We start from the raw sequence: 14,574 nt of genomic DNA, 5'->3' as shown, positions 1-14,574 counted from the left end.
GATCACCCCCCTCCGGTTCCAAAACGGGCTTCACCGCAAGGGGTTGGCAAGTTCCGCCCACTGGTCCCCGGGCGTCTGCGGCGAGAGCCGCATCAGCGTCAGCGCCTTCGTGGGCAGCGGATCGGCGCACAGTGCCGCGAGGTCGGGGGTGCGCGGCAGGTCCCGGACGGCCGTCTCCAGCGCCGCTCCGAGCGCCGGGCCCGACCCGGCCGTGCCGGCCAGCGCGCCCGCCACGAGCGAGCCGAACAGTTTACGGCGGAGCGCGCGTTCGTCGTCCGTGACCATCCGGGCGGGCAGCTCGGGCACCGTGATGCCGTGCCGGGCCAGGCGGGCCGGGCTGACGCGGATGTCGGCCAGATCGCGGTAGACCAGCCGCAGCGGGTCGCCCGCCGCCGAGAGGACCACCAGGAGGTTCTGGCCGTGCGCCTCCAGGGCCACGCCCAGCTCCAGCAGCCGCAGCCCGACCGTGAGCGTGAGCCGTGCGAAACCGGCCAGCCAGGCGGGGGAGCGGGGGAGGTCGGTGGTGGCCAGCGCCGCCACCGGCAGGATGCGTTCACCGCTGCCCGCGTACGTCTGCGGCGACTCCCGCAGGACGGCCGCGAAGTCCGGGGAACCGGCCGCCGCCGCGCCCAGCGTGCGGGTGACGTGCAGCAGACCGTCCGTTCGCGCCGCCGGCGCCCCCGCGAAGTCCGACAGCACCGCCGAGGCGGCGACCGAGGGCAGGGAGATGTCCCGTACCGAGGACGTCAGCCGGGCGCTCAGCGAGGTCTTCACCTGCGGCCCGCCGGGCAGGGCCAGCGTCCGCAGGGACATCAGCGGATGCGCGGGCCGCCGCTGCTCACAGGTGCGCTTCAGCACATGCGCCGCCTGCCACGGATGCACCGGCAGCACCACCCGCCCCCCGTCCCGCAGCTCGTCCGGCCACACGCCCGTCACCAGGCACTCCTCCGCCCGCACCGGCACCAGCCCCAGCTCCACGACCGCCCGGTGCTCGGGCCCGTAGGCCAGCTGCTCGGCCACCGAGAAGCCCGGCCGGGACCGGCACGTCGGATGGAACGGATGCCCGTCGACGATCCGCTGCTCCCACTCCCAGTCGCTCTCCGGCCAGTCCTCCCCGTCACCCTCCTGCCCCGCCCGCGACAGCGCCAACGAGGCGACACTGTGCCCGAGTTCGGCGGCGAAGGAAGCGGAGTGCGGTACGGCGAGGTCCGTCATCAGCCGCGCCGGATCCGCGTACGCCGCCCCGTCCAGCCGTACGACGGTGACGTAGGCGCCGGTCGCGTACGGATCCGGCCGGGGACCGTGCAGCCGGCGGCCGTCGGACAGGGACAGCGCCAGACCGTCTCGGGTCTGCTCCCGGCCCATGACCCAGGGCAGCGGCTCATGGGCGAGACCGCGCCACAGCCGGGACAGCACGGCCGACCGGGCACCGGGCAGTTCGGCCTCGTACCGCGGCAGGAGCCCGGGCCGTACCACGGACAGCTCGTCGGCGACCTCGGCCTCGGCGGTGGGGGGACGGTGCACGGGCGGGCTCCTCGGGTACGAATAGGGGCGTCACAGCGGAACGGCGACGACCGACATACTGATCATCTCCGCCCGGCACGCTGGAACGACCATAGGGACGAGTGGAACGCGTGGACCTCATGCCCCCGCCCGCCGACGACGACTCGGCCCACGGCGGTGACCCGGCCATCGGAGCCCTCGCCGACGCGTACGCCGCCGTGCCCCTGCTGAACTGCCTGCTGCGGGAGGTCGCCCGGCCGGTGCGCCGGGAGGGCGACCGGCGCGTTCATCGGCTGCCCGGCGGGGACCGGCTGTTGCGGGTGCGCGGAGCGCGGCGGCCCGCCGAGCCGGAGATCGAGGCCGCGGGCGCCTGGCACCGCGTCGGCCACACCGAGCTGGTCAAGCTCGTCGCCGAGGAACTGCGACGGCACACCGGGCTGTCCAACCACGAACTGCCCGCCGAGATGCTGGACAGCCGCGACGCCGTGGCCGCCCTGCTCGCCGCCCGGGCCCGGGCCACCCCGCCCGACGACCTCTACCTGCGTTCCGAGCAGTCCCTCCTGACCGGCCACACCCACCACCCGGCGCCCAAGGCGCGCGGGGGCGGCCCCACAGCCCGCTGGCTGCCGTACGCGCCCGAGGCGTACGCCCGCTTCCCGATCACCCTGCTGGGGCTGCGCGAGGACGCCGTCGTCGAGGAGGGCGACACCTCCGCCCTCGATGGCCTCGGCACGGCCCCGCCCGGCTACCGGCTGCTCCCGGCCCACCCCTGGCAGCTCGATCTGGCCGCGCAGGAACTCACCGGAGCCTTCGCGGACGGCAGGCTGATCCGGCTCGGCACCACCGCCTGGGACGCCTGGCCCACGGCCGCGATCCGCACGCTCTACACGCCCGAGCGGGATCTCTTCCTCAAGTTCAGCCTGGACGTGCGCATCACCAACGACATCCGCCGCCTGTGGCGCCACGACCTGCTCGCCCTGCGCAGGACGGACGCGGCCGTGTACGCCGCCTTCGAGACGTTCGGCGGGCCCTCGGCCTGGCTCGGCGACCGCGGCTACCGCACCGCCGACTTCGCCTTCGAGGCCCTGGCCGTCCTCGTCCGCGACGGCTTCGCCGACCGCCTGCTGCCCGGCGCGGTCCCGGTGCTCGCCGCCGCCCTCGTCGAGGGCTTCGACGGCAGCCCCCTCGACCGCGCAGCCGACCCGGGGGCCTGGTGGGCGGCGTACCTGGCCCAGGTCGTGCCCCCGGCGCTGACGGCGTTCGCCGAGCACGGTGTCGTCATCGAGGCCCATCTGCAGAACACGCTGGTCGCCGTGGACGCCGACGGGCTGCCGGTGCAGGCGCTGTACCGGGACGCCGAGGGCGTGAAGCTGCTGCCGGACGTGACGCGGCAGGCCGGCTGGGAGCGGCTCGTGTACTGCCTGGTCGTCAATCACCTCATCGAGATCGCGGGCGCCCTCACCGAACGGCACCCCGGGTTCGACCCCTGGCCCGCCGCCCGTCGCGAACTCGCCCGTCACGACCTCCCCGAGGTCGCCGCCCTGCTCACCTCGCCGACCCTCCCCGCGAAGACCAACCTGCTGCTGCGCTGGACCGGCGCGGACGGTGCCGACGCCCGCTACCGGCCCCTGCCCAACCCGCTCGGGAAAGGGACCTGACCCGCCGGGCCCGGCACCCGCGTGACATGATCATCACCACACGCAGCGAGGGAGGGAACGGTATGTCCGCGACGCCGAACGCAGGGCTTCCCTGCCGCATCGTCGTCTGCCGGGACTGCTGCTGCGGCACCCGCAAGATCAGAGGCGTCGACCACGCCGCCCAGACCGACCGCCTGCGCGAGGCGGCACCGGTACGCGTCTCCGACTGCCTCGACGTCTGCGACCAGGCCAACGTCATCGTCGTCCAGCCCTCCGCCGAGGGCCGGGCCGCCGGGGGCCGTCCGGTGTGGCTGGGACTGGTCAACGACCCGGCCGCCACCGAGGACGTCGTCTCCTGGGTGCGGGCGGGCGGCCCCGGCGTCGCGCCGGTGCCCGAGATCCTCGGCCTGTACGTCTTCAGCCCGCTCACCAAACGCGCCGCCGGCAGCTCATGAAGCAGGGCCGGCGAAACAAGGCTCACGACCTGGGCCGCATGACACGGGCCGCATGACACGGCCGGGGTGACGGGAGCGTCAGGACTCCGTCGCGGGCACGCAGAGCACCGGCACGCTGGACAGGTGCAGCAGCTTGTGCGGGGTCGAGCCCAGCAGCGCGCCGCGCACCGGGCTCTCGCCCCACGTGCCCACCACGATGACCCTGGCACCATGACGGGCCGCCGCCTCGATCAGCGCCTGCGCGGGCCGCTCGTCGATGAGCTCCACCGACGTCCGCACCCCGGCCTCGTCGGCCACCCGGACCGCATGGGCGAGCGCGGTGCTGCCGGCCTCGCGGACGGCCTCGTGATGAGCGCCGTACTCCTCGCCCGTGACGCCGGGGGCGGCGACGCCGTGGACGATCACCAGGGGTTCGTCGTACGCGGTCGCCACCTCGATGGCGACGCGCAGGGCGCTCAGGGCGCCCGGGGACTTGTCGTAGCCGAGGACCACCGGCATCTTCAGGACTCCTTGCCGTCGACGAGCGCCGGGTCGACCACGCTCGGGTGTTCCGACCAGAAGGCGGGCGCCATCAGCCGCCACACGACCATGAGGATCACGCCCGCGGCGACGATGCCGATGCCGATGACGAGCGGCGGGCCGAACCCGAACCACGAGACGCCGCTGTAGGAGTTGTCGGGGTCGGACATGTCCGCCACGGATTCCACCAGCAGCCACGCCAGCAGTCCCGCGCCGATCAGCGGCCCGAGGCCGATCAGGAGGAAGTTGCGGGCGCTGCGGGTCAGTTGGCGGCGGTAGTAGACCGCGCAGGCGAGCCCCGTGAGCGCGTAGTAGAACGCGATCAGCAGGGACAGGGCGGTGAGGGAGTCGAAGAGCGCGTTCTCGCTGATGTGGAACAGGACGAGGTACCAGACGATGGCGATGCCCGCGACCCACCAGGTGCTCACGTCGGGGGTGCGGAAGCGCGGGTGGATGCGGCCGAAGTGCGCGGGCAGGGCATGCCGGCGGGCCATCGACAGGCCCGTGCGGGACGCGGGGATGATCGTCGTCTGGGTGGAGGCGAGGGCGGACGTCGAGACCGCCAGCAGCACCACCCAGTCCCAGCCGCCCATGGCCTCCTCGGCGAGCAGGGCGAAGATGAACTCCTCCTCCGCCGCGTTCTCGGCGAGGTAGTCCGTACCGGCGTAGCCCACGACCGCGAAGGCGACCGCGACATAGGTCACCAGCAGCAGCACCGTCGACCAGACGGCCGCCCTGCCCGGGGCGGTGGCCGAGTCCTCGACCTCCTCGGTGAGGTTGACCGCGGACTCCCACCCCCAGTAGATGAACACGCCCAGCAGCAGGGACGCGGTCAGTGACGCTCCGCCGGCTCCGAACGGGTCGAGCCAGCCGAACTCCGGGTCGATGGCGTCGAGGGTGCCGGTGTCGGCGTAGACGCGGTAGAGCGCCACCACGGCGAAGGCGAGCAGGCAGGCGACCTGCGCCAGGATGAGGACGTTCTGCACCTTGGCCGAGATCTCGGTGCCGATCACGCAGACGGCCGTCATCACCAGGATGAGCAGTACCGTCAGCACCTGACGGACCACGTCGTCGTCGGCCCAGCTGTCCAGGCCGACGGCGAGCAGGAAGAACGTCACGGCCACGTCCGCGAGCGACCCGACGACCAGGACGCCCGTCATCGTGATGGCCCAGCCGCCGAGCCAGCCCGCCCACGGCCCCATGGCGCGGGTGACCCAGGAGAACGTCGTGCCGCAGTCCTGGTCGACCTTGTTGAGGTAGTAGAACGCCGAGGCGATCAGCAGCATGGGCACGAACGACGCGAGCATCACGCCCGGGGCGTAGATGCCGACCAACGCCACCACGGGGCCGATCACCGCCGCCACGGAGTACGCGGGGGAGGTCGCGTTGAGCCCGATGACCAGCGCGTCGACGAACCCGATGGCGTCGGGCTTCAGGCTCGCCTCCGGGGGCGGGCCCGAGTCCGTGATGTCCTTGGCCATGCTCCCTCGCTCCCGTTGTGTGTGCGTCCATACAACAGGCACCTTCGAGGGGGTTTGTTCATTTATGGCCGTTCAGGGTGTCATGTCGCCCCTGCGAGGCGGCTCGCGAGCCGGACCCGCTGCACCTGCCCGCCGGACAGGTGGCCGGCGCCGCGCTCGGCGAGGTCGCGGACGTCGGTCCGCTCGGCGTGGGACGCCCCGGCACGCCCTGCTCCCGTGACGCGGGGCCCGCGCACCCGCCGCCGGATACGCCCGCGTCCGGACGTATCCGCGGCCGGGCGCGGCGGTCTGCCGTGGGCCTACGCCGTCCTGCGGTCCTGCGCGGGAGTCCAGGCGTGGTGGAGGGAGCGGTCCGCGGAGAGGATCGCGCGCTGGAGGGCCTGGATGGCGGGGGAGGGCTCCAGGCCGAGTTCCTTCACGAGCTGATGGCGCAGATCGCGGTACACCCGCAGGGCCTGGACGCGCCGCCCGACGCGGTAGAGGGCGAGCATCAGGTGGGCGTGGAGCTGTTCGTTCGTCCGGTCGGCCGCGGCCTGGGCGACCAGCTCGCCCAGCAGTTCGTAGTGCCGGCCCAGGCGCAACTCCGCTGCGACGCAGCGTTCGTAGGCGGCCTTGCGGCGTTCCTCCAGCTCGGTGCGGCGCAGCTCCAGCAGGGGGCCCGCCTCGAGGTTGGACAGTGCCGTGCCCTTCCAGAGCCCGAGTGCGCGCCGGAACTGGGCGGAGGCCGCCGCGTCGTCGCCGGCGGCTGCGGCCCGGTGCCCGCGCTCGGTCAGCCGTCCGAACTCCTCCTGGTCGCTGCTCCAGGAGTGCGGGGTCAGGATGTATCCGCCGGGCCGGGTCCTGAGGATCGACTTGGGGTCCGTGCCGGGTGCGGCGGCGGTGAGTGTTTCGCGGATCTTGCTGACGTAGGTGTGGATCGCGGCGTTGGCCGTGCGGGGTACGCGGCCGGGCCACAGCTCGCGGATGCAGTCGTCCAGCGCGACCGTGCGGCCCTTCTCGACGGCCAGCAGGGCGAGCAGCTTGGCGGGTTTGGCCGCGGTGGGCGTGAGTCTTCTGCCCGATATGCGCGCGTCAAATGGTCCGAGTATGTAAATGTCCATGCTGTCCCCCGTTGTGATTAGTAGTTACTTACCACTTAGTCGAGCCTAGAAATCCGCTTCTTTGCTGTCAACGACGATCGGCCGGGTGACCAAGTCTTGACCCTGGCCGCACCACGGCATTGCCCGCTTCCCTCCCGGGCCGGTTTCCCCGCCCTTGACTCCTTCTTGGCGCGGCCGGCCCAACTCCCGGAAAGCCGCGCCCATCTGGCACACCCTCCAAATGGAGCCGCCTCTTCCGCAAGGGGTTCCAAAGCCGTTCTAAAGCGTGGCTCCACGATCACGCTACGCAACTCCCGCACCACGAGCGGACTTCGTAGCTTTGGCCGCGTCCGATCCCGCCGGGACGCCTCCCGGGGACCCGCTCTAGGAGTGATGCGAGTGTTGTTGGCAGACCACGGCTCACCGAAGGGTGAGGCTTGGCGGCCGGTCACCGAGCGTGTGGTGGGCGGCGAGTCGTTACGCGTGCTGGAGCGGCCGGCGGCCTCTCCCGGCGGGGCGGTCCTCGTGCTGGTGCACGGCTTCGAGGACGGCCCCGACACCTGGTCGCCCCTGGCCCGGCGACTCCCCGCACACCTACGTCTGTACGCCCTCCGACTGCCCTGGTCCTCCGGTTCGTCCCACCGCTGGGCGGACGAGGGCGGACCGGCTCTCTGGCTGGAAAAGGCCCTTGCCCTGGTGCCGGGCCGGCCGGACGCGATCATCGCCCACTCGTTCGGCGCCACGACCCTGCTGGACCTGCTCGCCCGCCGCCCGGCCTTCCACCAGCCGCCGGCCGTCCTCGTGGCCCCCGTCTACCGGCCGCACGACCGGCCCCTGGACCCCGAGTTCTACGCGGAGGCCGTACGGCGCTTCCGCGGTGTGCTCGGCGAGGGGCTGCGCGGCCGGCTCGGACGGCGCGCCGCCACCGTCCCCGCGGACATCATCGAGGCGATGACCGGCAAGGTCCGCGAGCGCGTGGAACCGCACGGCTTCCTGCAGTTCTACGCCACCCTCGCCCGCGTGGCGGAGCTCCCGCTGCACCGGATCGGCTCCCCGGTGCGCCTGGTCAGCGGTCAGCACGACCCGTCCGCGCCGCCGGAGGCGGTGCGCGAACTCCTGCGGCGCCTCCCCGCGGCCGAGGCCACGCAGGACCCGTCCTTCGGGCACTTCTGCCAGGTCCAGGCGCCGGAGGCGGTCGCGGCGCACATCGTCGAATTCCTCGGCCGGCTCGGCCTGTACGAGCCCGACACGGAGGCCCTCAGCGCATGACCCTGCAGAACCGTTCCTACGACGTCGTCATCAGCGGAGCCAGCATCGCGGGAAGTACCGCCGCCATCCTGCTGGCCCGGCGCGGAGCCCGGGTCGCCCTGCTGGAGCGCCGCTCCGACCCCGCGGCCCACAAGGTGCTGTGCACCCACTACCTGCAGCCCTGCGCCCACCCGGTGCTCGCCGAGCTCGACTTGATCGGGGAACTGGAGAAGGCGGGCGCGGTGCGCAACGAGGCCCGCTGGTACACCCGGTGGGGCTGGATCGAGCCCAAGGCGCCCCCCGGCGGCCCGGAGCTGCCGTACGCCTACAACGTGCGGCGCAGCACGCTCGACCCGATGATGCGCCACCGCGCCGCCGAGACCCCGGGCGTCGACCTGCTGCTCGGGCACGCCGTGACCGGCCTGGTGAAGGAGGACGGCCGTGCGGTGGGCGTGCGCGTCACCCACCGGGACGAGGGCGAGAGCGAGATCCGCGCCCGGCTCGTCGTCGGCGCCGACGGTAAGGACTCGGCCGTCGCCCGGCTCGCCGGCGTGCCCGGCCGCACCCACGCCAACGGCCGCTTCAGCTACTTCGCGCACTTCCGGGACCTGCCGCTCAAGGACGGCATCACCCACTCCTGGTTCCTGGAGCCGGACATGGCCTATGCCATGCCGAACGACGACGGCGTCACCGTCGTCGCGGTGATCCCCGACAAGAAACGCCTCCCCGCCTTCCGCGACGATCTCGAGGGCAGCTTCCTGCAGTTCGTCCGGGACCTGCCGCAGGCGCCGCCGATCGACCTCGCCCAGCGCATCACCAAGATCACCGGCACGGTGAACTACCCCCTGCACAGCAGGCGCCCGACCGCGCCCGGTGTCGCCCTCGTCGGCGACGCCGCCCTGTGCGGCGACCCGCTGTGGGGCGTCGGCTGCGGCTGGGCCCTGCAGTCCGGGCAGTGGCTCGCCGAGACGGTGGGTGACGCGGTGACCGGACGCGGAGACCTCACCGCCGCCCTCGGCGCCTACCGGCGCCGGCACCGCAAGGCCCTGGCCGGCCACCAGCACCTCGCGGCCGACTATGCCACGTCCCGTCCGTTCAACCCCTTCGAGCGGCTGATGTTCTCGGCCGCGGCCCGCGACGAGGCCATGGCCCGGCACATGCACATGTTCGCCTCCCGCCTCATCGGCCCGCTGCGGTTCCTCAACCCGGTGGCCCTGGCCCGGGCGTCGGCGGTCAACCTCCGCCACCGCGGCACTCCCGCCCGCCCGGCGGTGGCCGACGCGGGCCCGCTGCGCTGATGCCCGCGGCCCGCCCTGGCCCGGTCCGTCACGACGCGTTCCGCACGCACCACACCACGCTCCTGTCACGAAAGGCAGCCATCATGACCAGCACCGCTTCCGTCCTCACCGCCGAGCAGGACGGAGTCCTCCGCGCGATCGTCATCGAGGTCCTGGAGCTGGAGCCCGAGGAGCTCACCGACACCAGCAGCTTCATCGACGACCACGACGCCGACTCGCTGCTCGCCATCGAGATCCTCGCCCGCATCGAGAAGGACCTCGGCGTCACCATCCCCCAGGACGACCTGACCGAGATGACCAACCTCGACGGGGTGCGCGCCGTGGTGTCCCGAAGCCTGAAGGAGACCCGCGATGTCTGAGCGCGGCGCACGCCGGGTGGTCGTCACCGGTCTCGGCGCGGTGAGCAGCGCGGGCATCGGCGCGGACGAGTTCACCGAGTCCATCCGGGCCGGGCGACGCACCACCTCCCCCGTACGGTCCTTCGACCCCAGCGGGTTCCCGCACGTCCACGCCGGTGAGGTCCACGACTTCGAGCCCCGCCGGTGGCTGGAGCGCATCGACCCCGCGCACTGGGGCCGCAGCGGCCAGTTCGCGGCCTCGGCCGCCAGGCTCGCGGTCCAGGACGCGGGACTGGCCGCCGACGACCTGGCCCGCACCCGGGCCGGCTCGGCGATGGGCACGACGAGCGGCGAGTCCGCCGTCATCGAGGAACTCGTCGGCGCCTGGGCCGCCGACGGCCTCAAGTCCCTATCCCCGGACGTGGTCGGCTCGGTGCCGGCGGGCCGGATCGCGGCCGCCGTCAACAGCGAACTCGGCCTGACCGGGGAGGCGCTGACCCTGGCCACCGCCTGCTCGGCGAGCAACTACGCCCTGGGCTACGCGTTCGACATGGTGGCCGACGGCGAGGCCGAGTACATGCTGGCGGGCGGCGCGGACTCGCTCAACCGCTGGGCACACGCCGGGTTCTACCGGCTCGGCGCCCTCGCCGAGGAGGTCTGCCGGCCCTTCGACGCCGACCGCAGCGGCATCCTCACCGCCGAGGGCGGGGTCGCGCTGCTCCTCGAACCCTACGAACGGGCCGTCGCGCGCGGCGCCCGGATCTACGCCGAGGTGCTGGGCTACAGCGTCAACTGCGACGCCGAGCACATGGTGCACCCCGACCCGACGAGCATCGCCGCCTGCATCCGCGCGGCCCACCGCAGCGCCGGGGTCGAGCCCGAGCAGATCGACTACATCTGCGCCCACGGCACCGGCACCCGCACCAACGACGCCACCGAAGTCGCCGCGGTGCGCGAGGTGTTCGGGGACCGCATCCCTCCGATCAGCTCCATCAAGTCCATGATCGGCCACACCATGGGGGCGGCCAGCGGCTTCGGCGCGCTCATCTGCTGCCGGGCGCTGTACGACGGCTTCCTGCCCCCCACCGCGGGTGTGGAGCGCACCGACCCCGACCTCGGCCCGGGCGTCGATCCGATACCCGGCCGGGCACGTGACGCACGGCCGCGGATCGTCGAGAACCACGGCTTCGCCTTCGGCGGCAACAACGCCATCACGATCCTCGGGAGGGTCGCATGACCTCGGCCGCAGCCCTTTCGGCCCCCGCGGCCGCCGGCCCGGTGCCGTCCGCCACGCCGCTCGCCGTCACCGCGGTCGGCGCGGTGAGCGCCGCGGGCATCGGACTTCAGGCACTCGGACGCGCCGTCGTCGAGGGCATCGCCGGACACGCCGACCCCACGGGGCTGAGCGAGGAGAGCCTGCCGCCCCGGCCGGTGCGGGTCGTCCCGGATCTGCCGGTGGCCGAGCTGATCGGCCGCAAGGGCACTCGGCACCTGGACCGGACGACCAAACTGGCTCTGGTGGCCTGCCGGCTGACGCTCGACACCTACCCCGGCCGGGCCGGAGAACGCTCGGGAGTCGTCCTGGGCACCAGCACCGGCAGCATCCGCAGCTCCAGCGAGTTCTCCATGGAGACCCTGCGTCAGGAGCGGCCGTATCTGGTCAATCCCAGCCTCTTCCCGAACACGGTGATGAACTGCGCGGCCGGCCAGATCGCCATCCGGCACGGACTGCACGGCGTGAACGCCACGATCGCGGGCGGCCATCTCTCCGGCGTCCAGTCCCTCAAGTACGCGCGTAACGCCCTGCGTCAGGGACACGCCGACCGCATCCTGGTCGGCGGCGTGGAGGAGTTCTGCCCGCAGAGCGCCTGGGGCTGGCACCTCTCCGGCGCGCTCGGCGTCGACGTGCCCGTGGGGGAGGGCGCCGCCATGCTGATGGTCGAGCAGGAGGCGACGGCCTTCGACGCCGGCCGTCCGGTGCTCGCCCGGATCCTCGCCTGCGAGACGGGATACGGCCCTCGGGGCCGGCTCGCCGACGCGCTGGCCTCGGTCGTCACCGCGGCCCTGGAGCGCTGCGGCCGACGGCCCGAGGAGGTCGGCGCGGTGTCGTACGGCGCCACGGGCCTCACGGGCCTGGAGCGCATCGAGGAACGCGGGGTGCGAGCGGCCCTGGGCGGGCGGACACCCGGCCGCGGCGTCCGGGTGAAGGAGTCGGTCGGCGAGTGTTTCGGCGCCGCAGGGGTGCTGCAGATCGCCGGACTGCTCGGCGCGTGGCGGCACACCGCCGCCCCGGCCGGCGAACTCGCCCTGGTCACCGCCGTGGCCCGGGACGGCAACGTCGGCTGCGCGGTCCTGGAGTCCGGCGTCCTCGCCTGACGCACCGCAGATCCCTCGAAGGGTGCCGTGCCGCCGTGCCGTGGCACGGCACCCGCCGCCCGGCGAAGGCGCACTCGTCGCCCGTCACCGGGAAGGAACACCGCTCCCGTGCCGCGTACCTGTGCCGGCGAAGGCGGCCTCGTCGCCCGACGGCTGGAAGGAAACACCGCTCCCGTGCCGCGTACCTGTGACGCCCCGCGCACCGCCCCCGCTTCCCCCGCCGAACTCGTCGCCCACTGCCTGGCGGGGAGCCAGCGGGCGTGGGCGGCGCTCGTCGAGCAGTACTCACCACTGGTGTGGACGGTGGCCCGCTCGCACCGCCTCGACCCCGACGACTGCGAGGAGGTGTACCAGCTCACCTGGCTGCGGGTGTACCAGAGCCTGGCCCGGCTGCACTCCCCGCACCGCTTCCCCGCCTGGATCACGACCTGCGCCCGGCGGGAGAGCCTCAGGCACGGTCGGAAGGCGGGCCGGTACGTGCCGGTCGGCGACGGCTCGGTTCTCGACCGCCCCGCCGCGGAACACGGGCCCGAGGGCGCCCTGCTCGCGCGGGAGCGCCGCTGCGAGGTTCTCCTCGCGCTGTCCGGGCTGCCCGCCCGCGACCGGGCTCTGCTGTCCCTGCTCAGCGCGGACCCCCCGCCCGGCTACGACGAGGTGAGCCGCCGGCTGGGCATCGCCCGCGGCTCCGTGGGACCGCTGCGAGCCCGCGCCCTGCGCCGGCTCGCCGACCGGCTTCGCGCCCAGGGCGTGGCGGCCGCAGCCGAGGTGTGACCCCGTCAGATCTCCGAGGGTTCCGGGGCTCCGGCTCCGAGTGCGGCCTGTGCCGAGGTATACCGTCCTGGGCCGGCCGCCTCTGTGCGACCGATGCGACCGTGTTCCGGCTTTCGCCCCTCAGGGCTTCGCCGTGTCCGGCTCCGGCTCCGGCCCCGGGCACGGCGTGTGCCGCGGTGTGCCGACCGGGGCCGGCCAGCTCGCCACCTCCGTCCGTAGCCGCCGTGGAACCTCCCCGACCGCCTGCCGCACCATCGCCGTCAGCCACTCCTCGTCCGCGGAGAGCTCCGACTCGCCGTCGTGCCACATCGCGTGCCTCCTCACCGGCGGGTCGTCGTCGCCACCACCGACACCGGCAGCGTGCTGCTGAGCAACCGGCCCGGCGCGCCGTCCCGGACGGCCGCCGCGGCGAGGAACCCGCCGGGAGCGTCGAGGTCCAGCAGCGTCCACGCGGGGTCGTCCGAGCCCGGCCGGCCGTCCACGCCGTGGGCGATGCCCGTGCCGACCCCCTTCAGATAGGCCTCCTTGCGCACCCACGTCCGCAGGAACGCGCCCGGGCGTTCGGCCTCGGGGAGCGCGTCGAGCACCCGTCCTTCGCCGGGGTGCAGCCACCCGCCGACGGTCCGCTCGAGTCCCGGTCGAGCCGGTGCCGCCTCCAGGTCGACGCCCACGGGGGCGGCCGCGAACGCGTACAGGACGGCGGTTTTGGAGTGCGTCATGGAGAACTCCGGGCCGGCTCCGCCGCGCAGCCGCGGCCGGCCGTGCCCGGTGGCCCCGCAGCGCGGACACGGCGCACGCTCGAAGGCCACCTCGCCGGGCCCGGTGCCCAGATACCGGGCGCACAGCAGCCGCAGTCCGGCGTGGGCCAGCACGAAGCGGTTCCGGCTCTCCGGCACGCGCAACCGTCCGGCGCGCGCGGACTCGGCGGCGTCGAGCACCGAGCCGGCCTGTCCCGGGGACGCGCCCGGCGGCACCGGCAGCCACCACACGTGCAGCTCGCCGGGCCGCGGTCGGGAGCGCGGTGGGGTCACAGAGCCACGCCGCCGTCGACCTGAAGGATCTGCCCGGTGATGTAGCCGGCCTTGTCCGACATCAGGAAGGCGGTGAGGTCGGCGACTTCCTGCGCGGTGCCGAAGCGGCGCAGCGGAACCGCGGCGACGGCCTCCTTGCGTGCCTTGTCGCTCATCTCATCGGTCATGTCGGTGTCGATGAACCCCGGGGCCACGGCGTTGACCCGGACACCCTGCCGGGCCAGTTCCTTGGCGAGGGTGCGGGTCAGGCTGTTCACCCCGCCCTTGGACGCCGAGTAGTTGGCCTGGGTGGCATGGCCGTAGACGCCGGCCACGGACGAGATGTTGACGATGACGCCCGCCCGCCGCTTGAGCATGCCGAAGCCGACTGTGCGGCAGAAGTTGAAGGTGCCCGTGAGATTGGTGTCGATGACCGCCCCCCAGTCCTCGACCGGCATCATCACCAGGTGGCTGTCCCGGACGATGCCCGCGGAGTTCACCAGCCCGTACACGGGCCCGAGTTCGTGCTCCGCCTGCTTGACGAACGTCTCCACGGCCTGGTGGTCGGCGACGTCGCACGGCGCGTGGAAGCAGGCCGCTCCCTGCGCGCGGACGAGTTCGGCCGTCTCCTGCGCGGCGGCGGAACGACTGCGGCCGCAGAAGGCGATGTCGTGCCCTTCCGCGGCGAGCTGGACGGCGATGGCGCGTCCGATGCTGCGCGATCCCCCCGAGACGATGACGACACGACGCCGGCTGTCCGGCATGACCACGGTTTTCTCCACGTACGGTTCCCTCGATGAGACGGGGCCGCTCACGGCCCTCTGCGGTCCGGTCACCGGGGGACGTCCTGTCCGGGTGT

The 14,574-nt window shown here is 73.4% G+C and carries 16 protein-coding genes; 8 read left to right on the top strand and 8 right to left on the bottom strand.

All coding sequences use genetic code 11. The features are described from left to right. Nucleotides 1-30: 30 nt before the first annotated feature. Nucleotides 31-1,524: an IucA/IucC family protein gene (locus FDO69_RS02820; RefSeq protein WP_104777992.1), complete on the bottom strand. Its 1,494-nt coding sequence runs from the start codon at nt 1,522-1,524 to the stop codon at nt 31-33. 101 nt (nt 1,525-1,625) lie between these two features. Here FDO69_RS02820 and FDO69_RS02815 point away from each other — a divergent pair, with 101 nt between their 5' ends. Together FDO69_RS02815 and FDO69_RS02810 are read left to right on the top strand one after the other, a co-directional pair. Continuing rightward, the gene (locus FDO69_RS02815; RefSeq protein WP_420878482.1) at nt 1,626-3,161 is read left to right on the top strand and encodes an IucA/IucC family protein; all 1,536 of its coding nucleotides are present in this window, start codon (nt 1,626-1,628) and stop codon (nt 3,159-3,161) included. Between the two features lie 62 nt (nt 3,162-3,223). Next, nucleotides 3,224-3,595, top strand: a complete 372-nt coding sequence (locus FDO69_RS02810) for a hypothetical protein (protein WP_104777991.1) — start codon at nt 3,224-3,226, stop codon at nt 3,593-3,595. Between the two features lie 78 nt (nt 3,596-3,673). Here the strand turns inward: FDO69_RS02810 and FDO69_RS02805 are convergent, their stop codons facing one another. From FDO69_RS02805 to FDO69_RS02790, 4 genes are all read right to left on the bottom strand, one after another. Next, a complete protein-coding gene (locus tag FDO69_RS02805; protein ID WP_104777990.1) occupies nt 3,674-4,093 on the bottom strand; it encodes a universal stress protein in 420 nt (139 codons plus the stop codon). Between the two features lie 2 nt (nt 4,094-4,095). Beyond that, on the bottom strand, nt 4,096-5,595 hold the full coding sequence (locus FDO69_RS02800) for an APC family permease (RefSeq protein WP_104777989.1): 1,500 nt from the start codon (nt 5,593-5,595) through the stop codon (nt 4,096-4,098). 80 nt (nt 5,596-5,675) lie between these two features. Beyond that, nucleotides 5,676-5,831, bottom strand: a complete 156-nt coding sequence (locus FDO69_RS42975; RefSeq protein WP_420878481.1) for a hypothetical protein — start codon at nt 5,829-5,831, stop codon at nt 5,676-5,678. 63 nt (nt 5,832-5,894) lie between these two features. Beyond that, nucleotides 5,895-6,695, bottom strand: a complete 801-nt coding sequence (locus FDO69_RS02790; RefSeq protein WP_104777988.1) for an AfsR/SARP family transcriptional regulator — start codon at nt 6,693-6,695, stop codon at nt 5,895-5,897. A gap of 378 nt (nt 6,696-7,073) precedes the next feature. On the opposite strand from FDO69_RS02790, the gene FDO69_RS02785 reads away from it, so the two are divergent. From FDO69_RS02785 to FDO69_RS02760, 6 genes are all read left to right on the top strand, one after another. Next, complete coding sequence (locus FDO69_RS02785) at nt 7,074-7,943, top strand: alpha/beta fold hydrolase (RefSeq protein WP_159030586.1); 870 nt, start codon at nt 7,074-7,076, stop codon at nt 7,941-7,943. Beyond that, nucleotides 7,940-9,220 (top strand): NAD(P)/FAD-dependent oxidoreductase, encoded by a 1,281-nt coding sequence (locus FDO69_RS02780; RefSeq protein WP_104777986.1) that lies wholly within the window; start codon nt 7,940-7,942, stop codon nt 9,218-9,220. The genes FDO69_RS02785 and FDO69_RS02780 overlap by 4 nt, the downstream gene beginning before the upstream one ends. An 83-nt stretch (nt 9,221-9,303) precedes the next feature. Next, nucleotides 9,304-9,579 (top strand): acyl carrier protein, encoded by a 276-nt coding sequence (locus tag FDO69_RS02775; protein ID WP_104777985.1) that lies wholly within the window; start codon nt 9,304-9,306, stop codon nt 9,577-9,579. After that, nucleotides 9,572-10,795 (top strand): beta-ketoacyl-[acyl-carrier-protein] synthase family protein, encoded by a 1,224-nt coding sequence (locus FDO69_RS02770; protein WP_104777984.1) that lies wholly within the window; start codon nt 9,572-9,574, stop codon nt 10,793-10,795. The genes FDO69_RS02775 and FDO69_RS02770 overlap by 8 nt, the downstream gene beginning before the upstream one ends. After that, nucleotides 10,792-11,934 (top strand): beta-ketoacyl synthase N-terminal-like domain-containing protein, encoded by a 1,143-nt coding sequence (locus FDO69_RS02765; RefSeq protein WP_104777983.1) that lies wholly within the window; start codon nt 10,792-10,794, stop codon nt 11,932-11,934. The genes FDO69_RS02770 and FDO69_RS02765 overlap by 4 nt, the downstream gene beginning before the upstream one ends. A gap of 174 nt (nt 11,935-12,108) precedes the next feature. After that, entirely contained in the window at nt 12,109-12,705 is a 597-nt protein-coding gene (locus FDO69_RS02760; RefSeq protein ID WP_104778468.1) for an RNA polymerase sigma factor, read from the top strand. Nucleotides 12,706-12,825: 120 nt separating this feature from the next. Here the strand turns inward: FDO69_RS02760 and FDO69_RS02755 are convergent, their stop codons facing one another. From FDO69_RS02755 to fabG, 3 genes are read right to left on the bottom strand one after another with little or no spacing between them, the layout of a single operon-like run. Next, nucleotides 12,826-13,014, bottom strand: coding sequence for a hypothetical protein (locus tag FDO69_RS02755; protein WP_104777982.1), 189 nt, complete (start codon nt 13,012-13,014; stop codon nt 12,826-12,828). Nucleotides 13,015-13,025: 11 nt separating this feature from the next. Further along, nucleotides 13,026-13,736: a 4'-phosphopantetheinyl transferase family protein gene (locus tag FDO69_RS02750; protein ID WP_138430036.1), complete on the bottom strand. Its 711-nt coding sequence runs from the start codon at nt 13,734-13,736 to the stop codon at nt 13,026-13,028. Then, complete coding sequence (gene fabG, locus FDO69_RS02745; protein WP_104778467.1) at nt 13,733-14,479, bottom strand: 3-oxoacyl-ACP reductase FabG; 747 nt, start codon at nt 14,477-14,479, stop codon at nt 13,733-13,735. The genes FDO69_RS02750 and fabG overlap by 4 nt, the downstream gene beginning before the upstream one ends. Between the last annotated feature and the right edge of the window lie 95 nt (nt 14,480-14,574).

It is taken from the genome of Streptomyces tibetensis (assembly GCF_007655005.1).
Taxonomy (GTDB): domain Bacteria; phylum Actinomycetota; class Actinomycetes; order Streptomycetales; family Streptomycetaceae; genus Streptomyces; species Streptomyces tibetensis.
This window is presented reverse-complemented; position numbering and strand designations above follow the sequence as displayed.